This window comes from Streptomyces sp. NPDC040589 (assembly GCF_055594445.1).
Genome location: NZ_JBVIWP010000017.1, coordinates 1 through 25,612, shown reverse-complemented (window position 1 = coordinate 25,612; position 25,612 = coordinate 1). Strand labels below are relative to the sequence as shown.

The following is a 25,612-nucleotide window of genomic DNA, read 5'->3' as shown; positions in this document are numbered from 1 at the left end:
ACGGGGGCCATTGCTGCCGGGGAAAGACCTTCCCCCCCCCAGGCCAGTGGATCCCCGCCACGAGCCGGGGAACACTGGCAGGCATGGCGAACAATGCCGAGGAGATCAAGAAGTTCCTGCGCGCCCGGCGCGACGCGGTCCGCCCCTCCCAGGTCAACCTGGCGAACTACCCCGGCCGGCGGGTACCCGGCCTGCGCCGCGAAGAGGTCGCGCAGCTCGCCGGGGTCAGCGTGGACTACTACACCCGCCTGGAGCAGGGACGGCTCACCAGCGCGTCCGAAGGCGTCATCCTCTCCATCGCCGAGGCCCTGCGACTGACCCAGGCCGAGACCCAGTACCTGCGGGACCTGCTGCGCCCCCAGCCCCGCCGCAGCGCCAAGCCGGCACCGCCCCAGCAGGTGCGGCCTGATCTGCTGCGCATGCTGCACGGCCTGCACGACCAGCCCGCCTTCGTCCTCGGGCGCCGCAACGAGGTCCTGGCCTCCAACGACCTCCTCGACGCACTGCTCACCCCGTTCAACCACCGCCCGGCAGGCGAACGCAACCTGCTGCGCTGGATGCTCCTCGACCCCGCCGCACGCTCCCTGTACCTCGACTGGGCGCAGGTCACCTCCGAGGTCGTCGGCGTGCTGCGCGCCGAGGCCGGCCGCAACCCGCACGACCCGCAGATCGCCGAATTCGTCGCCGAACTGCGCTCCGCATCCCCCGAGTTCCGCACCTGGTGGGCCGAGCGGACCGTGGTCGAACGCACCTGGGGCAGCAAACGGTTCAATCATCCCGTCGTCGGCCGCCTCGACATCACCTACGAAGCCCTCTCCCTGCCGGGCGACCCCGACCAGATCCTCTTCGTCTACGCCGGCAAAACGGACGACGACCTCGAAAAACTGCGCATCCTCGCCAGCTGGTACGCCCAGTCCACCCCCCGCCCCGCCACCGCAGGCAAGGACACTGCCCAGCCGCAACGGGACGGGGCGGACGAACAAGATCCCCGCCACGCGTAGCCCCGGCCCGGCGTCCCGCCGCCAGCTCCCCCTCATAGCCGGCTCAGCGTCGCCCCCGCGTGGCGACCGACTTGGTCCAGGTGGGGCTGGTACAGATCAGAGCCGCCTTGCGGGTCGAGTCCTCGCCGAGGGTGCCGCGTGCCACGAGTACGACCCGTTCGGCGCCCGCCGCGGCGCGGATGTTGAACGGCGCCAGGCCCATCCTCTGGGCGCCCTCGCCGCCCATCCGTGGCAGGCGGCGGTGACCGACGTCGTGAACGTGGCCAACGCTGACGAGAACGTTCGGACGACGGTGTACTGCTCCTGGTCGGACTCGTCGCCGTCCTGTGGCCGGCTGAGCGGCACCCCGCCTGGCTCACCCACCAACTGCGCACCGCCGTACCGGCGTTGTTATCCCTGCTACTCGGTGGGCACGCTGCTCGCCGGGCCGCAGGCCCTGTTCGGCCCGGGCGAGATCGGGATCATGCTGTTCCTGCTCTTCACCGCCGCACGGCACCGCAGGCCGCTGTGGGCCGTGGTGTGCGGCACGCTGTACGGCGTCGCCCTGCTGCTCACGCCGGTCCGCTACTCGCACTCGCTCAAGGACGGCGGCACCCTCGGCTCCATGGCCGGCGGCCTGGTCCTCATGCTGGGCGTCCCGGAAGCGGACACCGCCGCGATGCGGCGGCTGTCGGAGAAGGTGCTTTTCGTCCTCGGCGATGCGCCCGACCCGGTCGGCTTCGCGCGGGCAGGTGAGGAGTTCGGTGCGCTCCTGGCGCCGGCGTTGGAGGCCGCGGCCGGCGTGGAGCAGGAGACCACCATCCTGCGCACGATTGTGTGGCAGGCCGCCGCCACCTGTCCGGGCTTCACCGGGTCCAGGGTTCTTCACCGCCGGGCCGGACACGCCCAGAACGGAAGGCCGTGTCCGGCCCGGCGAGTGTCACTCGCCCGGGTGGGAGAGCTCGATGTCGTGGCTTTCCACACCTGAGCCGTGCACGGTCAGGTGGGTGGCCTTCGGCGGGTAGCCGGCCGCCGTGACCGTGTACTCGCCGCCGTCCAGGTCGGCGAAGGCATAGCCGCCGTCCTCGCCGGTGGTCACGGTGGCCACCACGTTGCCGGCCGTGTCGATGAGCGTGACCCGCGCGTCGTTCAGCGGCCGGCCCGCGGCTTGGACCATGCCCCGTGCGCGCAGGCCGGGGGAGAGTTCGAGCTCGGTCCTGGTGACGCCCTGCGCGGCGATCTCGAGGGGCAGGGCGACCGGCCGGTAGCCGGCCGCGGTCACCGCGAGGGTCAGCTGGCCGGGCACCAGCTCGGCGAAGCCGAAGGTGCCGTCCGCATCGGTCGGCCCGGCGGCGAGCACATCGCCGCGCACGTCGGCCGCGACCACCATGGCGCCGGCGACCGGCGTCCTGTCATCGGCCGACCTGACCGTGCCGACCAGGCCGCTGGTGCCGGAGAGCAGGATGTCGTACGAGACCGGTTCGTCGCCGACCACGACCGTGGACGCCTGCGGCTGGTAGCCCTCTGCGGAGCCGATGAGCACGTAGCTTCCCGCGCCCGGCGCGTCCACCGCGTACGCACCGTCCGAGTGGGCCGCCATGCGGCCCACCTGCCGCCCGCCCAGCGAGATCAGGGTGATGACCGCCCGCGGCACGGGTGCCGACTCGGCGCCGATGACGTGCCCGCTGACCGCGACGCCGGAGGACCGGACGGGGGCCGGGCCCGGCACCTTCGCGTCGTGATCGGTGTGCTCGGTGTTCTCCTGGGTCCCGTCCTTCCGGCCCCGGAGGCCGAACGCCGCCAGGACGGCGCCCACGAGGGCGAGGAAGCCGGTGATCAGGACGGCGGTGTGGACGCCATTCATGAAGGCGGTGTGACTGCCCTCCACCACGGCTGCCCTGAGCTGTGGGGGCATCGTGTCGGAGACCGGGGCGACGCCCATCGCGACCGCGTCCTTCGCCTCCGCGAGGCGGGCGGCCGCCGAGTGGGGCACGCCGGCGTCGGTCAGTGAGTCCGTGAGCGTGGAGCCGACGCGGCTGCTGATGAGGGAGACGAGTACCGAGGTGCCGAGCGCGCCGCCGACCTGGAGCGAGGTGGCCTGGAGGCCACCCGCGATGCCGCCGTCCTTGACGGGGGCGTTCCCGACGATCGCGTCGGAGGACGCGGCCATCACGATGCCGACACCGAGGCCGAGCGCGACGAACGGCGGCCACATGGTGGCGTACGAGGAGTCGGCGCTCCACGCGAGCATCGTGAACGCGGCGCCGGCCTGGAACACCATCCCCAGCGGCATGGTCAGCCGCGGGCCGAACCTCTCGGTGAGCTTCGCGCCGAGCGGCGAGGCCAGCATGGAGGCGAGACTGAGCGGCAGGGTGCGCACACCGGACTCGACGGGCGTGAAGCCGTGCACGTTCTGCAGGTACAGCATCACGAAGAAGATCGCGCCGAGCAGGACGAAGAAGTTCAGCGCGGTGACGACGGTGCCGATGGTCAGGGCCGGGTTGCGGAACAGGCGCATGGGCAGGAGAGGGTGCGCGACGCGGGTCTCGTACCAGCCGAAGAGGACCAGGACGAGGACACCGCCGACGATCGCGCTGAGCGTGCCGGCCGAAGTCCAGCCCCACGTCTCGCCCTTGACGACTCCGAAGACGACGGCGAGCAGTCCGAGCGCGAGCAGCACGACGCCGGGGACGTCGAACTTCTCGCTCGCCGCCGCCTCGTTCCTGGACTGCGGCAGTACCACGAGACCGAAGACCAAGGCGATCACGCCGATGGGGGCGTTGATGTAGAAGACGGACTCCCAGTTGACATGCTGGACGAGCAGTCCGCCGACGATCGGGCCGAGCGCGGTGGCGACGGACGAGATCATCGCCCAGATGCCGACCGCCATGCCGAACTTCTTCGGCGGGAACACCGCACGCAGCAAGGCCAGGGTGTTGGGCATGAGCAGCGCGCCGAAGAGGCCCTGCAAGGCCCGGAAGGCGATGACGCCCTCGACCGAGCCGGCGAGGCCGATCGCGACGGACGCGGCGGTGAATCCGACGACCCCGACGAGGTAGAGGGTGCGGCGCCCGAAGCGGTCGCCGAGTTTGCCGCCGAGGATGAGGGCGGCGGCTAGGGCGAGCAGGTAGGAGTTGGTGACCCACTGCAGTTCGGCGGTGGTGGCGCTCAAGTCGCGGGCGATCTCGGCGTTGGCGATCGAGACGACGGAGCCGTCGAGGCCGACCATGAACAGGCCGAGCCCGACGGCGATCAGCGTCAGCCAGGGGTTGGCGCGAAGGCCGCGGGGGTGGTGGTCGGATACGGGAGTGGGCGCTGTGGAAACAGCGGTGACAGACATGTGTGAGCTGTCCTCGGGACGTGCGGCGCGCGGCTGGGGCGCGTGGACATGTGGGGGCGAGCTGTGTGAGGGCTCGGTAAGGGGGAAGCACACCCAGCCCTGCCGCAGCAGCGGCAAGGACAGGAGGCGTACGGGGCCGGACCGAAGGGTCAGGCGGCGGAGTGGTCGCGCAGGCGCCGGGTGAGAGCCTCAAGGGCGCCGAGCGCCGAGCCGAGGGCGTCGCGGTCGCCGTCCGTGAGAGTCCGCAGCGCGGCCGCGAGCTGTTGCGCCGCGACGTCCTCGGCCTGGCGGATGCGTTGACGCGCCTTGGCGGTGACACGCAGGTGCGCGACGCGCTTGTCGGTGTCGTCCTGGTGCCGTTCCAGCAGGCCCGCGACGGTGAGGCGGGTGACCAGGGCGCTGACGTTGTTCGGCATCATCCGCAGTGCGTCGGCAGCCTTGTGGACGGTCGCGCCGTCGTGCTCGGCGACGTACTGGAGCAGGGCCAGCTGCCGCTCGGGGAGCTTGGGGTAGGGCAGTCGCCGGTCGATGCTCTGTTTGACGTACCGGTTCAGCGCGGGCAGGCACGCCACGAGGCCTGCGGCCACATGGTCGACGCCCTGGCTCGGACGAGCCTCACTGATTCCGGTCACGACTGCAAGTTACCTATGAAAAGAAACCTATGTCAAAATACTAATTGCTCCTGACGGTCGGCGGCTCGTCATCGGAGCTGGGCAGGAGGCCGCTGAGAGGTCCCCCACTTCGACGAGCCCCCTCAGCGGCGCGTGCTGCCGCCGTCCGCGACGACGATCTGCCCCGTGATGAACGCGGCGTCGTCGGAGGCGAGGAACGCCACGACGCCCGAGACGTCGGCGGGCATCTGCACCCGCTTGATGTTCTGCATCCGCACGGTCTGCTCGAAGAAGAACTCGCTCGACTTCTCCGCGGCCGTGGCCGTCCGGACCAGGCTCGCCGCGACGCCGTTGACGGTGATGTCGTGAGCGGCGAGATTGGCGGCCAGGACGGAGGTGAATCCGTTCAGCGCGCCCTTGGCGGAGACATAGGAGACGAAGGGAGGTGGCGGAGTCCAGTAGCTCGCGGACGTGATGTTGATGATCCGTCCCGACCCGGACTCCTTCAGGTCCGGCAGGAACGCCCTGGAGGCCAGGAAGGGGCCGTCCACGTTGACGGCGAAGGTGCGACGCCATTCGTCGAAGGTCACGTGGTCGATATCGGCCAGCAGAACGACGGCCGCGTTGTTCACCAGGATGTCGACGGCGCCGAGCTCACGTCGGACCCGGGCGGCGAAGTCGTGGACCGCGTCCTCGTCCGAGACGTCGACCTTGTCGCTGAAGAACCGCCGACCGGTTTCCGCGACGAGGCCCCGCGTCTCGTCGGCCGGATCGATGTCCGCGACCGCGATGTCCGCTCCCTCCGCCGCGAGCCTGCGGGCGATCTCCTGCCCGATGCCCGTACTGCCTCCGGTCACGACGGCGGTCCTGCCCGTCAGCCTCCCAGTCATGAGTCACTGCTCCTTCCGGTGCTTCCGGGCGGCCGCGACAAGGCCGTCCTCCAGGGATGGTGCGCTTCGAGACCGCGGATCAGCGTCGGCTTGTCCATCCAATGAACATGACCGTTGAGCGTGACGGGGGTCACTCCTAGCTTGACGCTGCTCAGCCGGTCGGCCAGCGCGCCGAGCGTCCTGAATCAGGTCCGGTGGAAGGGCGGCGGCGCGGAGGCGCTCCGCAAGGCCCAGGGGCGGCACGGCAGCGGCGTTGCCGGGATGACCGCGACAAAAGCACCCACAGCAGGTTCCGGCAGCGGACGCCGGTTCCGACAGCAGCGCTTCGCGCCAAGGAGTCGTCCATGGTTCAGATCGAGTCGCCCAAGGCGGCAGAGGGAGAGGGTGGCAGATACACCCTGGCCCCGGGCACCCTCGCCGCGGTGGTTCTCGCCGTGTGCCTCGCGCAGATAGCCCTCTCCGTCCCTTCGCTCATCAACGGGCTCATCCAGCAGGACCTCGCACCGTCGTCGGCCCAACTGACGTGGATCACCGAGGCCTTCATGCTTCCCGTCGCCGCGATGGGACTGGGCTTCGGCGTGTTCGGTGACCTGTTCGGCCGTAAGCGCCTGCTCGTCGGGGGCGCCGCGCTCATCGTCGTGGGCTCGGCTCTCGCGGTCCTGGTGCCCGGCTCGGGATCCTCGACCGACACTCGCGTGACGTTGCTGATCCTTGCCCAGGTCCTCAGTGGCATCGGGGCCGCGGCCATCTTCCCGACGAGCCTCGCCATGGTGGCGGCCGGCACGCACACCACCGCCACCCGCGCGCGTGGCGTGGCGATCTGGGCCACCGCGCTCTCGGTCGGCGGCTTCCTCGGACCGCTGCTGGCAGGCCTCTCCGCCAAGATCGAACTCGGCTGGGCCGGGAACGCGAACTGGCGCTGGGCGTTCGTCGGTGTCCTCGTCATCGCCGCTGCGAGCCTGGTCCTGTCGCTGGCCCTCGCCCAGAACTCCTCCTCGCCGGAGGGCCGATCCGTCGACTGGCCCGGTCAGATCACGGCCGCGCTCGGCCTGTTCGCCCTGATGTACGCCGTGATCCAGGGCTCCGAGAGCGGGTGGGGGGAACCACAGATCGTCATCGCGTTCCTCGTCGCGGCCGTCCTTCTCGTGCTGTTCGTCTTCGCGGAGAACCGTGCGGCCGAGCCGCTCCTTCTCCTGAGCGTGTTCAGGAACCGGGCCTTCGCCATGAACTCGGTGGTCACGCTGATCGGTATGTTCGCGTTCCTCGTGATCATGTACGGCACCAGTATCCGCCTCACCATCATCCAGGGATTCAGCCCACTGCAGAGCTCCGTCGCCTACCTCTTCTTCGGAGGCATCGGCTTCGTACTGCTGCCTCTCACCTCCAAGCTGCTCGAGCGCTACAACCCCCGGTGGGTTCTCTGCACGGCCCTGACCCTCATCGGCGCCAGCGGGCTGTGGTTCGCCGGCGTTCCGACGAGCAGTCGGGCTCTGACCGCCATCGTCGGGCCGCTGATCCTCGCCGGCGTCGGCTCGGCGCTCGCCTTCGCCTCCATCACCGCGGTCGCGGTCAACACGTTGCCCAACAACCTCGCCGGTATGGCGAGCGGTGTCACGAGCACGTTCCGGGACCTCGGGTTCGCCCTCGGCCCCGCGATCGCCGGCGCCATCGCGCTGAGCCGAGCCGCCGACGAGATCGCCCGCAAGCTGGCCGGCGATCCTCAACTGAGGAGCGCCTACGAGGCCTTCCAGGCCTCCGCGGCCCATGCTCCCGCTGATCAGAGACCACAGCTCGAGGCGGCAGTGCACGCCGTGGAATCGGGCCCGCTCGGAGCCAACTCGGTGCCGGCCACCATCACACTGCCGGACGGCCAGGTAGTGCCCTTCAACCCGCTCAAGGACGTCGCTTTCGACGCCCTCAGCAGCAGTTACTCCCTCGCCTACGTGATCGGTGGCGTGGCTGCTCTCGTGGCGGCGGCACTTGTTCTCGTCGGCGTGCGCGGCGGCGTGGGCCAGGCTCATCTCGACGACGACCCCCACACCCTCGACGGCTGACCGCCCGACGAACGCGCCGGCGCCGGGACACAGCCGGCAGCGCCCGCCGCGACTCCGCCTCCTCCCAGGAACGGCAGTTGCGGCGGGCCACGGCGTACAGGAGACAACGATCGACAGACACACACGCGGGCAGGAGTCGAACAATGACCACGACACACCCGGAGGCGAGCAGGAACGACATCCGCATACCGGCCACGGTCGCCGAGGCGGAGGCCGCGTGGCTCGTCGTGATCACGAACGGCGACGAGGAACAGCGTGACGGCCGGCGCCGCGGCCACATGCGGCTCTCCCGGCGGCAGCCGCCGGCAGGACGAGCCGGTTTCCTCCCCCTGTGAGAGGTCACGAGGGGCGAATGGGGATGCCCGGCCTCCAGCCGAGACTCCTGGACAATCCGAGTCCGCTCGCGACCAGCGAGGGAACGGCCGCCTGCAGCTTGATCGAGCCCGCGGCCACTACGACGGAGAGGGCCGCGACGACTTTGCCACGGCCGTCGACGATGCGCGTCGCGACCGACTCGGCCCCCTCGCTCAGCTCTTCCTTGACGACCACCGTTCCGGTCGAGCGACAGGACGCCAGTTCGCGACGGAGTTCGTCGGGCTCCACGATCGTCTTGGGAGTGAAGCGTCGCAGCCTTCCCGCCAGCACCTCGTCGATGAAGGCCGGACTGCTGTGGCTCAGCAGCACCTTGCCGACACCTGAGCAGTGCAGGGGCAGAAGGCCGCCGACCTGCGAGGTCAGCCCGACGGCGTTGACCGCCGACAGCCGCTCGATGATCACGGCCTGGTCGCCCTGGAGGACGGCCAGCTGCACATGCTGGCGAAGAGCTGTGTACAGGTCCTCCACGAACGGCTGTGCGGCGCTGCGGAGCGTCGCGGCGCGCGGTGCGAGGGTCCCGAGGCGCCACAGCGGCAGACCGATCGCGAAGCGGTTGTCGCTGGCGCGTTCCAGCGCGCCGGCCGCCACGAGTTCGAGCGTCAAGCGCCTGGCCGTGGCGTGCGGCATACCGGTGCGTCGGACCAGGTCGGCGAGGGTCAGCTCGGTGTTGTCGGGATCAAAGGCGAACAGCAGTTCCCAGAGTCGGGAGCTGACGGTGCGTCCTGGCTCGTTCGCACGAGGCATGGGCCTCTCCTTCATCATGTGCGGCCCCGGCCACACTACCTCCCATGTTCGTTGGATGGATGAAGTGGTTCTTTCAGCGCGTACTTTGCCGAACTCTTGAAGGCAGCCAGTCACCACCTCGCCAGAGGCCCATGGGAGTGAAAGAGCATGATGAGTACGGGAGCAGGCCCCAGGATCGCGATCCTCGGCGGTGGCATCGGAGGCCTCGCTGTCGCGGCCTTCCTCCGCGACAAGGGCTTCCACAGTGACGTCTACGAGCAGGCCGCCGCCCTGACCGAGGTCGGTGCCGGCCTGGTGATCGCCCCCAACGCCGCTCGCCTGCTCCGGCGTCTCGGAGTGCTGGACCGGTTCATCGAGCGCGCGGTGCAGATGGAGATCGGCTGGGAGTTCCGGCGCTGGGAGAACGGCGCCGTGCTCTCCGCGGAGAACCTTCAGGACGGGTGCAAACGCCTGTACGGCGAGCACACCTACGCCGCCCACCGCGCCGACCTGCTGGCCGCCCTGAGGTCGGCTGTCCCCGAGCACTCGCTCCATCTCGGCAGGCGCTGCGTCTCGGTCGAGTTCGAAGGGGACCAGGCGGTTCTGCGGTTCGAGGACGGCGAGACGGTCCGCCCGGACATCCTCATCGGTGCCGACGGAGTCCACTCACGCGTGCGGGGCGCCATCGTCGGGCCGACTCAGGCCAGGGAGTCGGGCATCTGCGCCTTCCGGGCCCTCGTACCGGCGCGCAAGGCACCCGAATTCGCCAGACGGCACGCCCAGACCCTCTGGATCGGCCCCGACCACCACCTCGTGCACTACCCGGTCTCCGGCGGGGAGTACGTCAACCTCGTCGCCTTCGCACCGGCGGGTACCAACAGCGTCGAGTCGTGGACGGCCACCGCGACGGTCGGGGAACTGCTCGACGAGTTCGACGGCTGGGATCCGCGTCTGGTGGAGCTGATCAGGTCGGCCGACACGCCGGGACGCTGGGCGCTGCTCGACCGCGAGCCCCTCGGCCACTGGAACCGCGGCAACGCGACCCTGCTGGGTGACGCGGCCCATCCGATGTTCCCGTTCTTCGCCCAGGGCGCTGCCCAGGCGATCGAGGACGGCGCCGTCCTGGCCCTGTGCCTCGCGGAGAACCCGGACAATCCGGTCGCGGCGCTGGGACGCTACGAAGAGCTCCGTCGACGCCGCACGGCACGCCTGCAGGAGGTGTCGCACGGAAGGTCCCACGTCAACCACCTTCCGGACGGGGATGAGCAGCAGGCCCGCGACCTGGCGTACTCGCGGGCCGACCCACTCAGGGCGAACGGCTGGATCTACGAGTACGACCCCGAGGTCGCCGTCTCGGCCTCGGTGTGAATCAGCCACGACGCTCCGCCCCACCGGGCCCGGTCGACGTGTTTCGGCCTTCCCCTGTCGAACTTCGACCTTCTCCTGTCGAACAAGGCGTTGACCATCCAACGAACACGGCCGTTGTAGTCCCCCGGGCCACACCCGAGACTCCGCTACGGACAGCCCGTGACATGGCCCTGTCTCCACCGACTTTTGTTGAATCCCTGAGTACATCCAGAAGGGCGGATCACCGAATGGCACCCGCAACCGGTAGTGGGCTCGTCGTGCGAACTTTGCAGCGAGCCGGAGTCAACGTCGCCTTCGGCCTGCCCGGAGCACACATCGACGGCATCCTCCAAGACGCCCTGGACGCCAAGCTTCGGATCGTCGACGTGCGTCACGAAGTGAACGCCGGCCACGCGGCCGAGGGCTACGCCCGGGTCACCGGCAACCTGGGGGTCGCCGTCGTCACGGCCGGTGGCGGTTTCACCAACGTCCTGACCTCCATCGCCAACGCCCATCTGGACCGGACCCCTGTCCTCTACATCACGGGCTCCGGGCCCCTTGAGATGGACCAGGTCAACGACCAGCAGGCCGGATTCGACCAGGTCGCCATGGCGGCCCCGGTGACCAAGTTCGCACACCGCGTCACCCGTACCGAGCTGATCCCCCGCCTGGTCGCCCAGGCGATCCGCACCGCGCAGTCGGAGCCCAAGGGTCCGGTGCTCCTCGACATTCCCTGGGACGTCCTGCGCCAGCAGGCCGACATCGACGAGAGCGAGGACTACCGCGTCGAGAGCGACGGCACCGGCATCGCCCCCGCCGGCGGTGTCGACCGGATCATCGAGGCGATCGGCGCCGCCCAGCGGCCGATCGCGCTGGTCGGCAAGTCCTTCGTCACCGCCGAGGCACGGGCACAGCTGCACGAGTTCGCCGCCCGTACCGGAGTGCCCCTCCTCTCCGACTGGGAGGGGCTCGGCGCGATCGTCGGCTCCGAGCAGCACGTCGGTCTCCTCCAGACCCTGGCCACCGTCCCCGAGGACGAGCGGCCCGACCTGGTCCTGCTGCTCGGGCTGCGCTTCGGACTTGCCACCCAGTTCGGCACGGGCCGACTGCTCCCCAAGAGCGCGCGGATCCTCCAGATCGACCCCGACGGCCGTGAACTGGGCCGTCTGCAGGATGTCGAACTCGGCATCCAGGCCGACCCGATCGGCACGGTCGGCCTGCTGAACGAGCGCCTGGGCGACAGCCCCGTGCCCTCCGGGCGCGACGCCTGGCTCACGACCCTGCGGGACATCTCGGCCACCCGGCGATCCGCGCTCGCCGCCGAGACCGAGGAGCACGAGGACGACGCTATCCACCCGTACCTCGCTGTCCGCACGATCGCCGAGAGCGTCCCCGACAACGCCACCGTGGTCGTCGACGGCGCCCTGACCGAGCTGTGGCTCTCCGAGACGATCGCGCTCGCGCCGCTGGCCCACTACCTCGGGCACGGCTACCTCAGCTCGATGGGGAGCAACTTCGGCGTGGCCCTGGGAGCGCAGTACGCGGCCTCGGACAAGGCGACGATCCTGGTCACCGGTGACGGTGCTGTCGGCTACAGCCTGGCCGAGTTCGACTCCCTCGTCCGCGCGGGACTCCCGGTCGTCGTGATCGTCCTCAACAACCAGGCCTGGGGCGCCACCCTGCACACCCAGCAGTTCTTCTTCGGACAGGACCGCGTCACCAACAACCGCCTGGAGAACGGCTCCTACAGCGGCGTGGCACGAGCTCTCGGTGCGGACGGCGTCGACGTCACAGAGCTCGACCAGCTCGGCCCGGCGATCGAGGCCGCCCTCGCGGCACGCCGACCGACGTGCATCGACGTACGCGTGAGCCTCGCGCCCATTCCTCCGGAGGAGCGTGTTCTGAACGGCGGAGCTCCGTTCGGCGGCATCGAGATCGACGCGTGAGCCGCCACTCCTGATCTCCCACTCCTGACCCCCACGAGGGAGAGCCATGAACGACACGACTGACGCCGGACATCGCGACCCGGCCGTCGAGGACCGGCGTCAGCGTTTCCTCGGGAAGGCCTGCCTCGTCACCGGCGGCAGCAGGGGGCTGGGCCTGGCAGCCGCACGGGCTTTCGCACGCGAGGGCGCACGCGTGATCATCATCGCGCGGGACCCGGACCAGCTGAAGACCGCGAGCGATCTGAACGGCGGCGGCACGATCGTCGTGGCAGCCGATCTTTCATCGTCGGCCGGCATCAAAGCCGCGGTCACGGAGGTCGCCGCACGGGCCGACCACGCCGATGCCGCCTTCCCCAACGCCGGGCAGGCGGGCATCAAGCGCCTCGACGACATGGACGAAGCGACCTGGGACACGGTGTTCGACACCAACGTCAAGGGCTCGTTCTTCCTCATGCAGGGTCTGAGGCCCTTGCTCGCACCCGGCGGGGCCGTCGTCTTCTGCGGCTCGGCAGCCGGCCGAAGGGCCGGCGCGGGAATCGCCGCCTACGGAGCCAGCAAGGCCGCACTCGGAGCACCTGACACGCATCCTCGCCGCCGAAGTCATCGGCGAGGGAATCAGGGCCAACATCGTCATTCCGGGCGGCATGAACACCGACATCGCCGCCCGCACGACGGGCCTTCCGCCCGGCGGAGCCGAGGCCTTCCGGGAGCTGGTCAGGGCCAGCACTCCCATGCTCCGGGAAGGAGAACCGGACGAACTCGCCGACGCCGTGCTCTTCCTGGCCTCGTCCGAAGCCGGTTACGTCACCGGCGCGGCCCTCCCGGTGGACGGCGGCGCCACCGGCTTCACTCGCCCGCCGACGTAGCGGACGGCCGCCGTCGATCACCACCCGCGCCACCGGACCCGAGCGAGGACGACCAGTACGGAGTTTCCCTTCGGCCAGCCGACCGACGCCATCATCCAGGTCGCGTACGCGGTCCCGGACCTCGCTGCCGGGATGCGTTGGTGGCATCGGCCTCGCCTTCTCGGGGCGACATGATGGTCGAGCTCGTCCAGATCCTCGACGACGAGCGTTCGGTCTGAAGAGGTCGAACGTCGCGAGGCGAGCGGAGCGTCGGTGCGTTTTCACGACCGGGCCCCAGGGGGCGAGGCCTCTTCCTGGACACCGGTGAAGACGCCCCGGGGATGATCGAGCTCGTCCAGGACAACGGGATCACGCGGGATCTTCACTTCCGTTGGGCGGGAATCAGTCGACTGGGACGGGGCGCGGCCTCTGCGCGACTTCGCGGAGTTGCAGCCGGCCTGACCATATGGAGCCGTGCCCGCCACCGGTCTCGTGTTCGCGACGCGGTGCGTCTTCCCGCGAAGCCCAGGCGAACGCTGTGGACGACCGGGGTCGTCCACAGCGTTCGCCGTTGTTGAGCGGCCCTGGAGGGCTACTGTCCGTTGGTGAGTTCGATGTAGGTGTTGCCGGTGACCGGGCGGTGGTCGTAGGTGCCGGTGACGGCGGCGCTGCCTTCGTAGCCAGGTGAGGGGACCGTCAGTTCCTGGTCCTCGGCGTAGACGGTGACGTTCAGCTTGGCGTCCTCGCCGGGGATGGTGACCTTCCAGCGGGTGGGGTACTTCTTGCCGGTGGTCGGGCTGGTCCAGAGGGTGGACTGGTCGGGCGTGAGAGTCGCCTCGGCAACGGTCTGGGTGCCGTCGGGCTTCAGGATGGTCGCGAAGTCGGTCTTCTTGCCGTCGCGCTTCTGGTTCCAGACGCTGACCTTGTCGCCGTTGGACAGGTTGAGGTTCATCCAGGACCAGGAGCCCTCGCCCGCGGGGAGGTTGGGGAGAGGTCCCCACTGGCGGTCCACCCAGGACTGCCCGCGGACCCTCTCCGCGCGGCCGCCCAGGGTCAGGGTCCCGGAGGTGTCCACGGTGGGCAGGGCGTACTCGTAGTTCGAGTACTTCGCGTCGCCGAACATGGGGAAGTATCCCGTTCCCATGTTGCAGAGGGTGCTTCCGCGGGGGCGCAGCGTGACGTCGATGGTCCCCTCGGGGACCTTGGCGCGCAGCTTCATCTCCTTGGCGTCGCCGGTCCAGGTGATGTTGTCGGTGCGGATGTCCACGCCCTGCTTGTCGGAAAGGCCCGTCCCCGCAGGGAGGGGGATCTCCGACTTCGTGTACCAGCCGGTGTCCTCGTTGACGATCGACACCCTGGAGATGGCGCCTCCCTGCTCGCCGAAGCTGGAGTTCAGGTAGTGGGCCAGGAACCCGTACCGGTGGCCTCCGGCGGTCACGTGCGCTGTCACATACCAGGACTCGTTGGACTGGTCGGGGTGGTAGCTGAGGCCTGCGGCGGGGTCGATGAGGACCGGGAGGCCGGTCTGGGTCAGCCCCGTCGTAGAGGCGGTGCGGTGCGCCGCGGTCGAGTCGGCCGCGGTCGTCGCGGTGGCCGGTCCTCCTGAGGCGAGGGTGAGTGAGGCGATGAGCGCGGAGGCGATGGCGGCCGCGCCGGCGGTGGTCTTACGCATGATGGCTCCTTGCGCGGAGGTTCCGCACGGATGCACAGAACCCTTTTGTGAACGAAACTGTTTCGTACTGTCGACGGATGCGATCAGGTGTTGGAGGAAACCCGCTGTGCGGGGAGATGGGGTGGTCGGTGAATGGTTGTCCGACGGTGTGGGTGACTGTCCCGGGGTGCGTCGTACGGACGGTCCCACGTAATATCCGACAGCTGTCAGTTTATCTGCTGTCGGGTAGGTGTCAACCGTGCTCAGATGTGCCGATCCGGGCGGCTACGCTGGTCAGACCGGCGGGCACGCCCGTACGGCCGACTGAGGAGGACACGTGGGAGGCAGGTCGAGTACCACTCGACGCCCGGGGCGCCCCGGCGCGGATTCCGCCGCGGTACCCGCGGAGCGGGACGTCCTGCTGCGGGGCCTGGAGGCGTTCTCGGAGCTGGGCTACGACCGGGCGTCGGCGCGGGAGCTCGCGCGTCGTCTCGGGGTCAGCCACACCTTCATCAACGACCGCTACGGGTCCAAGGCGGCCTTCTGGCGTGCCGTGGTGGACGCCGCGCTCGGGTCTCAGCTCACGCGCATGGCACCCGCCGCGCCCGGGAGCGGCGACGAGGACGTGGTGCGGCAGTTCGTCAGGGAGTTCTACCGCGTCAACATCGGCGAACCGCACCTGGCCTTGCTGATGGCGGATGAATCCGCGCGGGACACCGAGCGGCTGGACTACCTCTACCAGCGTTACATCGAACCGACGCTGGCCCTGGTCGTGCCCAGCATCGAGAGGTTGACGGCGTCCGGGCGCATGGCACGGGTCCCGATGGACGTCCTGTTCTTCGCCATCATCGCTCCCGTGGCCGGGCTGGTGCAGGAGCCTTTCGCCCGGCGCCTGGGCCGCCCCGGGCACCTGTCGCAGGCTGAACGTCTCGCCAGGGCGGAGGCCCTGGCCGGACTGGTGGTGGACGGCCTGCTGGCCCCGGGCGACGCGAAGCGCCGGTCGTCAGTGTGAAACGGCGCCAGGAACTGCCTCCCCGGTCGAAGAGGCAGTTCCTGTCATACGCCCGTAGGGGCGAGGACGATGTCGAAGCGGACCCTGCTCCATGTGCCGTCGATGTCGCGGCCGTCGGGTGTGGGTGTGCCGGCGGGCTGCTGCGCGAACCTTTTGATCAGTGAGTCCTTCACGCCGAAGACGGTGTCCTTGCGGCCGATCGGATCGCCCTCGGGGAAGATGTGGGTCACCAGCGTGCGTGCTCCCTCGTGGGACACCATGAAGTGCAGGTGGGCGGCGCGCAGCGGTGAGCGGCCGACCGCGTCGAGCATCTTGCCGACGGGGCCGTCGTTCGGGATGGGGTACGGCGTCGGGGTGAGGCCCCAGAAGCGGTAGCTGCCGTCGGCAGCCGAGAAGAGGTGCGCCCGGCCGGCGCGCTTGCCGGCCTCGTACTGCACGTCGTACAGCCCGTCCTCGTCGGCCTCCCAGACCTCGATCCGCGCGCCGGCGAGCGGGGTGCCGTCGGTGTCGGTGACGGTGCCCTCCACCCAGCACGGCTCGCCGGGGGCACCGAAGGCCAGGTCACCGCCGAGTTCGATCGCGGGGGAGTCCTCGACGAAGAACGGCCCGAAGACGGTCGCCTCGGTGGCGCCCTTGTAGGCCTGGTTGTTGACGTTGATCGTCTGCATGCTCGCGCCGAGGGTGTCGGACAGCAGGATGAACTCCTGCCGGACCTCGTCCGTGATGTGCCCGGCCTTGGTAAGGAAGTCGATCGCCGTCCCCCACTCCTCCTCGGTCAGCCGGACCTCGCGGATGAAGGAGTGCAGATGCCTGACCAGGGAGGTCATGAGTTCCTGCAGCCGCGGGTCCGCGCAGAGGCCGAAGGAGGCCACGACGTTGTCGACGAGCTGCTGCTCGACCGCCTGCTGCTCCGGCGACACCTCGCGGTAGATCGCGCCGTGCGTACCGGTCTGGGCCGAACCGGGGTTGACGTAGGTAGCCATGACGGCCTCTTCCTTCAGTTGATCGGGTCGCCGGCCCACGCCGCCTCCAGCAGCAGGGTCAGGTTCGCATAGGTGACGGGGGTGGGATTGTCGGCCGGGATCGCCTTCATGACCGGCCCCAGCGCCTTGGCGATACCGTCCTGAGGCATGCCGTAGTCGCGCAACGCCCTCGGCGCGTCCAGCACTTCGCGCAGTTCGGCCAGGCCGGCGCTCGCCGTCCGGGAGCCGAAGGCCTGGGCGACACGTGCCTCCGCCTCGGGGGCGTGCGGGGCGTTGAAGGCCAGCACGTAGGGCAGCACGACCGCGTGGGTCTGTGCGTGCGGGAGGTTGAACATGCCGCCGAGGACATGGCAGATCTTGTGATGCATCCCCGAACCGGCCGAGGCGAACGCGACAGCGGCGAGGTAGGCGCCGTACAGCGTCTGCTCGATGCCCTCGACGCTGGTCGAGTCGTCGGCCACCGCGGGCAGGCCGGTCGCCAGCGCGCGGATGCCCTCCTGCGCCAGCGCCCGGTCGATCGGGTCGGAACGCGGGCCCCACATCGAGTCCACGCAGTGCGCCATCGCGTTCAGGCCGCTGGCCACCGTCATCTCGCCGGGCAGCGTGGTGAGCAGTGCGGCGTCGTAGACGACCGACGCGGGCAGCACCTTGTCGTCCACACCGGTGGTCTTGGTCTCACCCTCGGTCAGACCCCACACGTTGGTCGCCTCGGAGCCCGCGTAGGTGGTGGGTACCGCGATGATCGGCAGCCCGGTGGTCATCGCCACCGCCTTGGCCAGACCCGTGGTCGAGCCGCCGCCGACGCTGACCAGGACGTCCGCTCCCGCGCCGGCCGCGGCCTGGAGGGCTCGGGCCGCGACCTCGACCGGTACGTGCATCACGACCTCCTCGTGACGCAGTACGACCGGGATCTCCTTGGCGATCGGGTCGGCCAGCTCCTTCTCGCGGTCCGACGCGATCAGCATGACCTTGGAGCCGCCGAGCGCCTCGACCTCCGCCGCCACGGCGGCGGGTGAGTCCCCGGCCGCGAACACCACCCGCTGGGGAAGGGTTTGGTGGGTGAATCTCATCAGGCCTCCGCCAGCCATTGCTTGCCTTCGCCGTAGAGCTGCTCGACGGCGGTGCCGGTGAGGCCGGGAAGCCCGTCCTTCACCGTGAAACCCGCCTTGGTCTGCAGGTATGCCAAGTGCCGGTAGCCGGTCGGGAACCGGTTCAGGAGCTCGGGATCCAACGCCAGGGAGGCAGCGGGATCCACGACGTCGAGCCGGTCCTTCTCGTAGATCGGCTGCCGGCGCACGAGGGTCCAGTGACCCTCGTGGCGGGCGAGGAAGTCGTAGAAGCGGCCGGTGCAGACGACGTCGACCTCGACGCCGTCGACGCTCGCTCGCTGGTTGATGGTCATCTTCGTCTGGGCGACGGCCCGGTCGCCGACGATGTCCGCGGTGTGGCCACCGAGGAAGTGGAGGATGCTGACGCCGTTCTCGAAGCCCTCACGACTGGCCTTGATGAAGTCGGTGGCGCTTCCCTGGAACCAGGTGGCGTTCATCCAGCCGTCGCGCGGATGCCAGACCGTGGCGAAGCGGTCCCAGTCTCCGGCGTCGCGCCACAGCGCCCAGTTCTCGGTCAGCCGCCGGATCTCGTGGCGGTCGTCGTCGGCCTGCGACATGGTTCGATCTCCGATCGATCTCGTCGTGCAGGTCAGATGGGGTAGTGGCGGGATCCGGACTGGATGGTGATCCAGCGCAGCTCGGTGAACTCCTCCAGCGCGGCGCGGGACCCGAACCGGCCCCAGCCGCTGGCGCCGACACCGCCGAAGGGCATCTGGGGTTCGTCGTGCACGGTGGCGCCGTTGATGTGGCAGATGCCGGACCTGATCCGGCGGGCCACGTCGAGTGCGGCGGCCGCGTCCTTGCCGAAGACCGCGGCGGAGAGTCCGTACTCGGTGTCGTTGGCGACCTCGACGGCTTCGTCGGTCGAATCGACCTCGATGATCGAGACCACCGGTCCGAAGGTCTCCTCGGTGTAGATACGCATGTCAGGCGTGACCCCGCGCAGCACGGTGGGCCGCACGAACAGGCCGTCGGCCGTGCCGCCGGCCAGGACCCGCGCTCCCTTGGCGCGGGCGTCCTCGATCAACGCGACCACGTGGTCGCGGGCGGCGGCGTGGACCAGCGGACCGATCTGTGAGGTGGGGTCGCTCGGGGGTCCGACGACCAGCTTGGCGGCACGCTCGGCCAGCCGGGAGGAGAGGTCGTCGGCGACCGTTCTGTCGACGATGACGCGTTCGGTCGACATACAGATCTCGCCCTGGTTCATGAAGGCACCGAAGCTTGCCGCCGCGGCGGCCTCCTCCAGATCGGCGTCGGGGAGCACCAGGAAGGGCGCCTTGCCACCGAGTTCGAGCACGACACGGGTGAGGTGGCGACCGCCGAGTTCGCCGATGATACGGCCGACACGGCTCGATCCGGTGAAGTTCACGCGCGTGACGGCACGGTGGGCGATCAGGGCCTCGACGACGGCCGGACCGTCCTCGGGCGCGTTGCTGATGAGGTTGACCGCGCCGGCGGGCACACCGGCGTCGTGCAGCACCTGGACGATGGCGGCCTGGGTGAGCGGGGTCTGCTCGGAGGACTTCAGCACCACGGTGTTGCCCCACACCAGTGGCCAGACTATGGAGCGTACGCCGAGGATCAGCGGCGCGTTCCACGGTGCGATGCCGACGACGACGCCGACCGGCTGACGCACGCCGAGGGCGGTCAGGCCGGGCACGTCCGACGGGATGACCTCGCCGACGGCCGCGTAGGCCTGGGCCGCCGCCTCGACGAGCATGCCCTTCGCGACGTGCACGTTGAAGCCGCACCAGGGGAGGGTGGCGCCCATCTCGCGGCTCATCGTGGCGACGATGTCGTCGGTGCGCTCGCCGAGCAGCACGGCCGCACGCTCCAGAACCGACCGGCGTGCGGCCGGCGGGAGGTTCGACCACTCCGGAAGGGCGGCCGCCGCCGCGTCCACCGCGAGGTTGACATCCTCGACGGAGGCCGCGGCGACCCGTGCGATCGGTTCGCCGGTCAGGGCCTCGGTCGTCTCGAAGTAGCGGCCGTCCCTGGCCGCGACGGCCTTGCCCGCGATGAAGAGGTCACTGGTCCGGACCGCGCCGGATGCGGGTGCCTCGATCTCAGTGGCTGACATGTGGTGCCTCACTTCCACGACAGCGGCGATCGCCGCATGAACCATGCATGGCGATCGCCGCACGAACCATGTAGTCGAACACTCCATGACCGGCGGCAGACTCTGAACGACGTTGTCCATTCATCGAACAGCGGCGTGAGGATTGTGGCCGTCGGCCTTCCGGGACGTCAGACCGGCGGGAAACGCCTGCCCATGACCATGTGCGCCAGGCGCCAGCCCTCCGCGGTCTCCTCCCAGACCTTCGTCACCACCTCCTGCATCGGGAACGGCGCGAGGTTCTCGTCGAGGAGGGTGGACATCTCGTGGAAGCACGTGGTGATCGCGGTGTTGCCCCGCACCGTGATCTCGAGCTCCGTGGCCTTCGCGGCGACGGAGCGGCGGCGGGTCACATGGAAGTGGGCCCAGGTCTCCCGGTCGTCGACCATCCCGACGGGGCCATGGACGACGCGGCTGTCCTCGAGCATGAGGGGGATCAACGCCTTCTCGCCCTCGACGAGAGCGGCGAGCCATGCGGCCTCTGCCTGCTTGATCGCCTCGACGGCTTCGGCGTTCGCGGTGGACGCGGATGTCATAGGTCCAGCTCCAGAATCGGTGAGTGTGCTCGCGACGAGCACGTGGTGAACATGCCGTCCGCGCGTTCACGGTCGGTCAGGATGTCGTCTCGGTGGTCGGGCTCTCCGGCGAGTACGCGCACGATGCACTCGCCGCAGATCCCCTGCTGGCACGAGTACGGGGCGTCGACGCCGCCCGCGAGCAGGACGTCGAGGACGCTCTCGCCGTCCTTGACCTCGTACTCGCCGCCGGACTTGGCGAGCCGCACGGCGAACGTCCCGCCGGCCGTGTGCTCGGCGGTGTCCGCCACCGGTGCGAAGCGCTCCTTGTGGATCGCTTCGGCAGGCCATCCCGCTCCGAGTGCGGAGGAGATCACGAAGTCCATGAAGCCCCCGGGACCGCAGACGTAGATCGCCGTCTCGGGGTCGGGCCGGCCGATGTCGGTGGCGATGCTGAACCGCTGGTCGTCCGGGCCGTCGTCGAAGTGGAGCCGAACGCGGGGGTTGTGCTCCAGCTCGTCGAGGAACGCGGAATCCGCCCGGCTCCGAGTGCAGTAGTGCAACTCGTAGTCCGCGCCCCTGGCTTCGAGCGCGTGCGCCATGGCCAGCAGGGGTGTGACGCCGATCCCGCCGGCCACCAGCAGATGGCGACGTGCCTCGTCCGATACGCCGAACCTGTTGCGCGGAGGGGAGATCCGCAGCCTGTCGCCCTCGCGGAGCCGGTGCATCCCCAGCGAGCCGCCGCGCGACTCCGTCTCGGCCAGCACGGCCAGCCGGTATCGGGTGAGGTCGTGCGGCGGCCCGCACAGGGAGTACTGGCGGACCAGCCCGGCGCCACCCTCCACCGCTACGTCGACATGGGCGCCGGCGGCGAACTCCGGGAGCTCGAAGCCGTCAGGACTGACCAGGTCGAGCACCACGATCCGGGCAGTCGCGTCGTGCCGGGCGACCACGATGGTCTCGAACCACTCATTGCTCATCGTTGTTGCTCAGACGCCGGCGGTGGCCTGGGCCGCGGCGTCGTCGCCCTCGGAGCGCTTGCCGAGGTTGAACAGGCCGGTCTCGACGTGGTGGACCTCCGACGCGTCGCGGATGATGTTGATCGGATCGCGCCCGGCCTCGACATCGTCGGCCATCGTCAGAAGCATGCGACGCAGCATGACAACGCCGCGGTCCCCGGTGGCCAGGGTCTCCTCGGAGTCCAGGGTGATCGCCCCCTGCGAGCCCTGGGCCTCCGTGTCGCCCGGGAACCTCTGGCGCTCCTCGTCGGTGAGCTCGTGGTTCTGCTTGCCGTCCTGCGTGATGCCGATGACGAAGCGGACCATGCGCTCGGGGTCGTTCGTGCGGATCGAGAAGAAGAGCCGGTGGCTGGTGTCGTCGGAGGGCACGACCCACAGCAACTGGTCCGCCCGTCCGTCGGGCGTGGGCTTCACGTAGTCCGGCAGGCCGAAGACATTGGGAAGGTGTTGATCGACCGCGAAGCCGTACTCGGTGACCTCGCCGTCCTCGCCCTCCATTTCGAACCGCTGGGTGTACTTCACGCCGTGAGCGGTGCGCTCGTACGTCAGGCGCTCGGCGATGGTGGCCGGGTCGAAGAAGTTCTCCGGGTAGCCGAAGGTGCCGGTGCCCAGCATCTGGTATCCGCTGTGCGTGGAGTGGAGCCAGGTGACGTGCGTCGGGTCGGCGGAGTTCTCGTAGATGTTGAGCCAGCTGAAGTCCGTCGGCATGCCGAGGACAGCCGCGTGCGGGACCGGCCAGCTGGCGAAGTACTTCTCGTCCTCGGCGGGGTTCTCCAGCGCGTCGTAGCGGGGGAGTTCGGGCTTGAGCTCGGGCGGGCCCATGTAGACGAAGACCAGGCCGTAGCGCTCCGCGACGGGGTACCACGGCTGACGGGCGGCGTCGCGCCTGCGTCCCAGGCCCGGCTCGCAGGCCTGCTCGATGCAGTGGCCCTGGACGTCGAACTTCCAGCCGTGGTAGCAGCAGCGGATGCCGTCGTCTTCGACGCGGCCGTAGAAGAGGCTGGCGCCGCGGTGGGTACAGCGCTCGATCACGACACCGGGTTTGCCCTGCCCGTCCCGGAACACGACCAGGTCCTCGCCCAGCACCCTGGTCTTCTGCGGCAGGGCGCCGGCGACGAGGGTCTCGGAACTGGCGACCGGGTGCCAGTAGCGGCGCAGCGCCTCTCCCATGGGGGTACCGGGCCCGACCTCACGCAGGCGGGCGTTGTACGAGGGCTTCGGGCGGCCGTAGGCCGTGCCGGTGTCGACCTCTGAAGTGGTGGTCATCGTTCTGTCTCCCGTGCGGCTCGGGTGCACAGCAGATGGAGCATGCAGGGCGGTGGGGGGACCTGCGAGGGCACCGTCGTGTGCGACCTCGAATGGAATTGATAATTCACATTCGCATTTAACCTGCGCGTGCGTCAAGGGTCACGTTCAGGTGCTCGTGGGTCGGGGAGATGATCGGTCGGCGGAAGGCCTGGTGGGACGGAAGGGCGACCAGGTGCACCGCTCGTCAGGGTCCGACGGGGGCGCGTGCGGGGGCTGCCGGAGGGGATGTTGGCGGCGTATACGCTGGTGCGGTGAGTACTGAACCGTCGCTCGATCTGCCGCCGGCGCAGCAGGCGCGCAGCCGACTGACCCAGCAGCGGATCCTTCAGGCGGGCACGGCCCTGCTCGAAGAGGGCGGCACCGAAGCGCTCACCGTCGCGGCCGTCGCTTCCCGGGCGGGCGTCTCGGTGGGCAGCGTCTATCGGCGGTTCGGCGACAAGGATCGTCTGATTGCGGCCTTGCAGCACGACATGATCGACCAGTTCCGCGCCGACATCATCCGCCGCTTCACTCCGCTGCGCACCGATCCGGCCGCGCTGGTCGCCTCCGCGGTCGCCGGACTCACCGAGACGTATCAAGCGCACGAGCGCCTGATGCGCGTCTTCCTGGCCGCGGGCGCCACCGATTCCGCGGTGGCCAGGGTTGGCTCCGAGGCCGCCATCGACGCCGCCCGTGTCTTCCGGCAGTTCCTGGAGCCGATCCTGTCGATGATCGACGCGCCGGAGCCGGAGGCGCGCGTGGATGTCGTCTATCGCCTGATCTACGGGACCTGTCAGAACCGCGTGCTGTACGGCGAACTGTTCGAGTCCGACCGGCCGCTGACGTGGCGTCAGCTCACCGAGGAGTTGGTGAACGTCGCCTGCCTGTACCTGCTCGGCGCACCGGCGCAGTGAGCTTTGGGCCATCAGACGCGAATGCGATCCCCACTTCACATTTGTGTCCGGCGGCTACATACTGAGCGGACTTCACGGAAGGCGGCCGGTTGACCTTCCGGTCGGCAAGGGAAGGAACCGCTCCATGCGAGAGCCGCTCAGCTACGAGATCGCGCACGGCGCCGCACTCGCCGCGCTGGAAGCAGGGAGGGCCGAGGGGCACAAGGTGTGCGCTGTCGTGGTCAACCGAAGTGGTGTCACGAAGGTTCTCCTCAGTGACGACGGCGTGGGACTCCTCGGAGTGGAGACCGCGCGACGCAAGGCCTACACCTCGGCCGTGAGCGGTGTCCCGACGGCCAAGTTCGCGGCCTTCGCGGCATCCCCGCAGATGCGGGTGGCGCCTCCTCACCTGGTCGATTCCAACCTTCTGCCGGTCGCCGGCGGCGTGCCGATCGTGACGGCTGACGGAGAGGTCATCGGCGCCATCGGTGTGGGCGGGGCGGACGACACCACGGACGACCGCATCGCGCAGCAGGCTCGCGATTCCGTTGCGAAGATCGTCGCGTAGGTCGGTGTCGCGCAGGGCTGCCGCCTGGTCGGCGAGGCGGCTGGGTCGAGGGCCGCTGCCGCCGTTGTGACCCGTGGGTGTGGCTGGTTTCCGGGCGCCGGCCGGTGTGCGTGATCCCGCGTCGCGCGACTGTCTCTTGCGGGGATGGGGCCCCGGGCCGATGCGGTCAGGGCGCTGCCCACGCGGACAGGTGAGCCGGAGTCCACCCCGGTTGAACCAGCTCACTTCCGCCGATGAGAAGGTCCTCGCGCTGGTCGGCGAGCAAGCGGAAACAGGCGGCCGTGACGTCGTCCTGATGGGCTGATTCACTCACCGAGGCGCCGCATAGCAGTGGGCGTCGGCCCGGCTGATCGCACGTCGAGATGGCCAGGGTCTTGTGTACACCGCGCACCGCTGGCGGCATCTGCTGTGGGCCCTTGCCGACGCGGGCCATCACGCCGCCGCTCGCTTCATAAGGGGATCCGCGCCCCCGGTCGTCCCGCTGACGGCGCCTACCAGACGGGGGTGCCCTCGCCTCCGACGCCAACGCGTGGCGCGATGCACTCGGCGCCCGACGGTGACGCCGTGCTCATAGGCCACGGCTGGGGCGCCGGAGCACCCTACGGCCGCAACCGTCTCCACTGCGGCGTCCGGGCAGCGGGTGTCGAAGAGGCCGACGGCGTTGACGATCAGGCCGAGTGCGCCCATCCGGTTCCGGACCTGTGCGGCTCACCCACCCCGAACGCGGCGATCTCCGCCACAGACTCAAGCGCCCGCTTCATCTGCGACCCGGAGATCCGCACCGGGCTACGCCGCAGTCGGTCCGGTTCCGCCACCCCTGCCTCGGGTTGTGCCGTCGGCAAGGAGACCGGTGCTCGGCAGTCCGTGGTGTCCCACAGTCGCTGGTTCGCCGCCGCCCGTACCCAGGCGACCAGCCGCGTCGACGTCGTCGCCCCTGGCAGCGGCACGCACCGCTCGCGCAGCCACCCCACGGACGCGTCGAACATGGCCTTCGGGCCCACCCCGGTCGTCTGGGCCCCCGCGTCCACCCACAGCCGCAACTCGGCTTCGGCCTCGGCGAACTCCGTGCACTCCAGGAGTTCGCGCACCGCCCCTACGTACTCGAACCGGGTCTTCCACCGCTGTTGGCCGTACGCATTCAGCACCGAGAAGTCCTCGATGCCCACTGCCGGCGAGGTTCGACGACTAGGCAGTTTCGCTTGGATCAGCCGGTCGTTGGTCCGGGTGTGCCGTTGACTGACGCGCAGTGGGCGCGGATCGAGCCGTTACTCCCGGACCGGACGCCGAAACGGGGTGGCCGGTGGAGGGATCACCGCGAGGTGATCGACGCCATCGCCTTCAAGTTCCA

General features: G+C 69.6%; 25 protein-coding genes and 2 pseudogenes. 12 read left to right on the top strand and 15 right to left on the bottom strand.

The genetic code is table 11. The features are described 5' to 3' along the window. Positions 1–83: 83 nt before the first annotated feature. Complete coding sequence (locus tag ACZ58V_RS40615) at positions 84–1,001, top strand: helix-turn-helix transcriptional regulator (RefSeq protein WP_468198453.1); 918 nt, start codon at positions 84–86, stop codon at positions 999–1,001. 43 nt (positions 1,002–1,044) lie between these two features. Here the strand turns inward: ACZ58V_RS40615 and ACZ58V_RS40610 are convergent, their stop codons facing one another. Beyond that, complete coding sequence (locus ACZ58V_RS40610; protein ID WP_468198455.1) at positions 1,045–1,227, bottom strand: hypothetical protein; 183 nt, start codon at positions 1,225–1,227, stop codon at positions 1,045–1,047. 15 nt (positions 1,228–1,242) lie between these two features. Here ACZ58V_RS40610 and ACZ58V_RS40605 point away from each other — a divergent pair, with 15 nt between their 5' ends. Further along, positions 1,243–1,968 (top strand): hypothetical protein, encoded by a 726-nt coding sequence (locus ACZ58V_RS40605; protein ID WP_468198458.1) that lies wholly within the window; start codon positions 1,243–1,245, stop codon positions 1,966–1,968. On the opposite strand, the gene ACZ58V_RS40600 is transcribed toward ACZ58V_RS40605, so the two are convergent. The 4 genes and pseudogenes from ACZ58V_RS40600 to ACZ58V_RS40585 all read right to left on the bottom strand — a co-directional run bounded on the left by ACZ58V_RS40600 (position 1,921) and on the right by ACZ58V_RS40585 (position 5,821). Then, positions 1,921–2,709, bottom strand: coding sequence for an MSCRAMM family protein (locus tag ACZ58V_RS40600; RefSeq protein ID WP_468198545.1), 789 nt, complete (start codon positions 2,707–2,709; stop codon positions 1,921–1,923). The genes ACZ58V_RS40605 and ACZ58V_RS40600 overlap by 48 nt on opposite strands. A 54-nt stretch (positions 2,710–2,763) precedes the next feature. Then, a pseudogene (locus tag ACZ58V_RS40595) lies at positions 2,764–4,320 on the bottom strand (MFS transporter); the annotation flags it as partial. Between the two features lie 149 nt (positions 4,321–4,469). Next, on the bottom strand, positions 4,470–4,943 hold the full coding sequence (locus ACZ58V_RS40590; protein WP_468198547.1) for a MarR family winged helix-turn-helix transcriptional regulator: 474 nt from the start codon (positions 4,941–4,943) through the stop codon (positions 4,470–4,472). Positions 4,944–5,074: 131 nt separating this feature from the next. Further along, the gene (locus ACZ58V_RS40585) at positions 5,075–5,821 is read right to left on the bottom strand and encodes an SDR family NAD(P)-dependent oxidoreductase (RefSeq protein WP_471296338.1); all 747 of its coding nucleotides are present in this window, start codon (positions 5,819–5,821) and stop codon (positions 5,075–5,077) included. 344 nt (positions 5,822–6,165) lie between these two features. Between ACZ58V_RS40585 and ACZ58V_RS40580 the strand changes: the two genes are divergently transcribed. Beyond that, a complete protein-coding gene (locus tag ACZ58V_RS40580) occupies positions 6,166–7,875 on the top strand; it encodes an MFS transporter (RefSeq protein WP_471296335.1) in 1,710 nt (569 codons plus the stop codon). A 143-nt stretch (positions 7,876–8,018) separates the two neighbouring features. After that, positions 8,019–8,210, top strand: a complete 192-nt coding sequence (locus tag ACZ58V_RS40575; RefSeq protein ID WP_471296332.1) for a hypothetical protein — start codon at positions 8,019–8,021, stop codon at positions 8,208–8,210. Between the two features lie 4 nt (positions 8,211–8,214). On the opposite strand, the gene ACZ58V_RS40570 is transcribed toward ACZ58V_RS40575, so the two are convergent. Beyond that, the gene (locus ACZ58V_RS40570; RefSeq protein ID WP_468198466.1) at positions 8,215–8,994 is read right to left on the bottom strand and encodes an IclR family transcriptional regulator; all 780 of its coding nucleotides are present in this window, start codon (positions 8,992–8,994) and stop codon (positions 8,215–8,217) included. Between the two features lie 147 nt (positions 8,995–9,141). On the opposite strand from ACZ58V_RS40570, the gene ACZ58V_RS40565 reads away from it, so the two are divergent. The 4 genes and pseudogenes from ACZ58V_RS40565 to ACZ58V_RS40550 all read left to right on the top strand — a co-directional run bounded on the left by ACZ58V_RS40565 (position 9,142) and on the right by ACZ58V_RS40550 (position 13,132). Then, on the top strand, positions 9,142–10,341 hold the full coding sequence (locus ACZ58V_RS40565; RefSeq protein WP_468198469.1) for an FAD-dependent monooxygenase: 1,200 nt from the start codon (positions 9,142–9,144) through the stop codon (positions 10,339–10,341). Between the two features lie 164 nt (positions 10,342–10,505). Next, the gene (locus ACZ58V_RS40560; RefSeq protein WP_471296329.1) at positions 10,506–12,266 is read left to right on the top strand and encodes a thiamine pyrophosphate-binding protein; all 1,761 of its coding nucleotides are present in this window, start codon (positions 10,506–10,508) and stop codon (positions 12,264–12,266) included. A 46-nt stretch (positions 12,267–12,312) separates the two neighbouring features. Beyond that, positions 12,313–12,792, top strand: a pseudogene (locus ACZ58V_RS40555) (SDR family NAD(P)-dependent oxidoreductase); the annotation flags it as partial. Between the two features lie 49 nt (positions 12,793–12,841). Then, complete coding sequence (locus ACZ58V_RS40550) at positions 12,842–13,132, top strand: SDR family NAD(P)-dependent oxidoreductase (RefSeq protein WP_471296407.1); 291 nt, start codon at positions 12,842–12,844, stop codon at positions 13,130–13,132. A 571-nt stretch (positions 13,133–13,703) separates the two neighbouring features. Here the strand turns inward: ACZ58V_RS40550 and ACZ58V_RS40545 are convergent. Beyond that, positions 13,704–14,783, bottom strand: coding sequence for a lipocalin family protein (locus ACZ58V_RS40545; protein WP_471296326.1), 1,080 nt, complete (start codon positions 14,781–14,783; stop codon positions 13,704–13,706). A gap of 316 nt (positions 14,784–15,099) precedes the next feature. On the opposite strand from ACZ58V_RS40545, the gene ACZ58V_RS40540 reads away from it, so the two are divergent. Beyond that, entirely contained in the window at positions 15,100–15,774 is a 675-nt protein-coding gene (locus tag ACZ58V_RS40540) for a TetR/AcrR family transcriptional regulator (protein ID WP_468198476.1), read from the top strand. A gap of 44 nt (positions 15,775–15,818) precedes the next feature. Here ACZ58V_RS40540 and ACZ58V_RS40535 read toward each other — a convergent pair whose 3' ends face one another. The 7 genes from ACZ58V_RS40535 to ACZ58V_RS40505 form a co-directional block, all read right to left on the bottom strand. Continuing rightward, complete coding sequence (locus tag ACZ58V_RS40535) at positions 15,819–16,757, bottom strand: intradiol ring-cleavage dioxygenase (protein ID WP_471296323.1); 939 nt, start codon at positions 16,755–16,757, stop codon at positions 15,819–15,821. A 14-nt stretch (positions 16,758–16,771) separates the two neighbouring features. Then, positions 16,772–17,827 (bottom strand): maleylacetate reductase, encoded by a 1,056-nt coding sequence (locus tag ACZ58V_RS40530; RefSeq protein WP_468198480.1) that lies wholly within the window; start codon positions 17,825–17,827, stop codon positions 16,772–16,774. Further along, positions 17,827–18,423 carry a nuclear transport factor 2 family protein gene (locus ACZ58V_RS40525; RefSeq protein WP_468198482.1) on the bottom strand — a complete coding sequence of 199 codons (597 nt, stop codon included), beginning with the start codon at positions 18,421–18,423 and terminating at the stop codon, positions 17,827–17,829. Before ACZ58V_RS40525 ends, ACZ58V_RS40530 begins: the two co-directional genes overlap by 1 nt. Positions 18,424–18,455: 32 nt before the next feature. Then, a complete protein-coding gene (locus tag ACZ58V_RS40520; protein WP_471296321.1) occupies positions 18,456–19,946 on the bottom strand; it encodes an aldehyde dehydrogenase in 1,491 nt (496 codons plus the stop codon). A 167-nt stretch (positions 19,947–20,113) separates the two neighbouring features. Then, positions 20,114–20,518, bottom strand: coding sequence for a nuclear transport factor 2 family protein (locus tag ACZ58V_RS40515; RefSeq protein ID WP_471296318.1), 405 nt, complete (start codon positions 20,516–20,518; stop codon positions 20,114–20,116). Further along, positions 20,515–21,477, bottom strand: coding sequence for a PDR/VanB family oxidoreductase (locus ACZ58V_RS40510; RefSeq protein ID WP_471296316.1), 963 nt, complete (start codon positions 21,475–21,477; stop codon positions 20,515–20,517). Before ACZ58V_RS40510 ends, ACZ58V_RS40515 begins: the two co-directional genes overlap by 4 nt. 9 nt (positions 21,478–21,486) lie before the next feature. After that, positions 21,487–22,782: a Rieske 2Fe-2S domain-containing protein gene (locus tag ACZ58V_RS40505; protein WP_471296313.1), complete on the bottom strand. Its 1,296-nt coding sequence runs from the start codon at positions 22,780–22,782 to the stop codon at positions 21,487–21,489. Positions 22,783–23,075: 293 nt separating this feature from the next. Here ACZ58V_RS40505 and ACZ58V_RS40500 point away from each other — a divergent pair, with 293 nt between their 5' ends. Both ACZ58V_RS40500 and ACZ58V_RS40495 read left to right on the top strand, forming a co-directional pair. Next, positions 23,076–23,717, top strand: a complete 642-nt coding sequence (locus tag ACZ58V_RS40500) for a TetR/AcrR family transcriptional regulator (protein ID WP_468198494.1) — start codon at positions 23,076–23,078, stop codon at positions 23,715–23,717. Positions 23,718–23,841: 124 nt separating this feature from the next. Beyond that, complete coding sequence (locus ACZ58V_RS40495) at positions 23,842–24,264, top strand: GlcG/HbpS family heme-binding protein (RefSeq protein ID WP_468198496.1); 423 nt, start codon at positions 23,842–23,844, stop codon at positions 24,262–24,264. A gap of 668 nt (positions 24,265–24,932) precedes the next feature. Here the strand turns inward: ACZ58V_RS40495 and ACZ58V_RS40490 are convergent. Further along, positions 24,933–25,430, bottom strand: coding sequence for a DUF4158 domain-containing protein (locus ACZ58V_RS40490; protein WP_471296309.1), 498 nt, complete (start codon positions 25,428–25,430; stop codon positions 24,933–24,935). Positions 25,431–25,490: 60 nt separating this feature from the next. Here ACZ58V_RS40490 and ACZ58V_RS40485 point away from each other — a divergent pair. Then, positions 25,491–25,612, top strand: a 122-nt coding sequence (locus ACZ58V_RS40485; RefSeq protein WP_471296404.1) for a transposase, incomplete at its 3' end; no start/stop codon positions are given.

Bases quoted from the DNA above. Each gene is read 5' to 3' on its own strand.
- ACZ58V_RS40530 (WP_468198480.1), bottom strand. From the start codon at position 17,827: ATGAGATTCACCCACCAAACCCTTCCCCAGCGGGTGGTGTTCGCGGCC.
- ACZ58V_RS40560 (WP_471296329.1), top strand. From the start codon at position 10,506: ATGGCCCTGTCTCCACCGACTTTTGTTGAATCCCTGAGTACATCCAGA.
- ACZ58V_RS40535 (WP_471296323.1), bottom strand. From the start codon at position 16,757: ATGGCTACCTACGTCAACCCCGGTTCGGCCCAGACCGGTACGCACGGC.
- ACZ58V_RS40515 (WP_471296318.1), bottom strand. From the start codon at position 20,518: ATGACATCCGCGTCCACCGCGAACGCCGAAGCCGTCGAGGCGATCAAG.
- ACZ58V_RS40575 (WP_471296332.1), top strand. From the start codon at position 8,019: ATGACCACGACACACCCGGAGGCGAGCAGGAACGACATCCGCATACCG.
- ACZ58V_RS40615 (WP_468198453.1), top strand. From the start codon at position 84: ATGGCGAACAATGCCGAGGAGATCAAGAAGTTCCTGCGCGCCCGGCGC.
- ACZ58V_RS40545 (WP_471296326.1), bottom strand. From the start codon at position 14,783: ATGCGTAAGACCACCGCCGGCGCGGCCGCCATCGCCTCCGCGCTCATC.
- ACZ58V_RS40520 (WP_471296321.1), bottom strand. From the start codon at position 19,946: ATGTCAGCCACTGAGATCGAGGCACCCGCATCCGGCGCGGTCCGGACC.
- ACZ58V_RS40525 (WP_468198482.1), bottom strand. From the start codon at position 18,423: ATGTCGCAGGCCGACGACGACCGCCACGAGATCCGGCGGCTGACCGAG.
- ACZ58V_RS40580 (WP_471296335.1), top strand. From the start codon at position 6,166: ATGGTTCAGATCGAGTCGCCCAAGGCGGCAGAGGGAGAGGGTGGCAGA.
- ACZ58V_RS40585 (WP_471296338.1), bottom strand. From the start codon at position 5,821: ATGACTGGGAGGCTGACGGGCAGGACCGCCGTCGTGACCGGAGGCAGT.
- ACZ58V_RS40610 (WP_468198455.1), bottom strand. From the start codon at position 1,227: ATGGGCGGCGAGGGCGCCCAGAGGATGGGCCTGGCGCCGTTCAACATC.
- ACZ58V_RS40565 (WP_468198469.1), top strand. From the start codon at position 9,142: ATGATGAGTACGGGAGCAGGCCCCAGGATCGCGATCCTCGGCGGTGGC.
- ACZ58V_RS40510 (WP_471296316.1), bottom strand. From the start codon at position 21,477: ATGAGCAATGAGTGGTTCGAGACCATCGTGGTCGCCCGGCACGACGCG.
- ACZ58V_RS40495 (WP_468198496.1), top strand. From the start codon at position 23,842: ATGCGAGAGCCGCTCAGCTACGAGATCGCGCACGGCGCCGCACTCGCC.
- ACZ58V_RS40505 (WP_471296313.1), bottom strand. From the start codon at position 22,782: ATGACCACCACTTCAGAGGTCGACACCGGCACGGCCTACGGCCGCCCG.
- ACZ58V_RS40570 (WP_468198466.1), bottom strand. From the start codon at position 8,994: ATGCCTCGTGCGAACGAGCCAGGACGCACCGTCAGCTCCCGACTCTGG.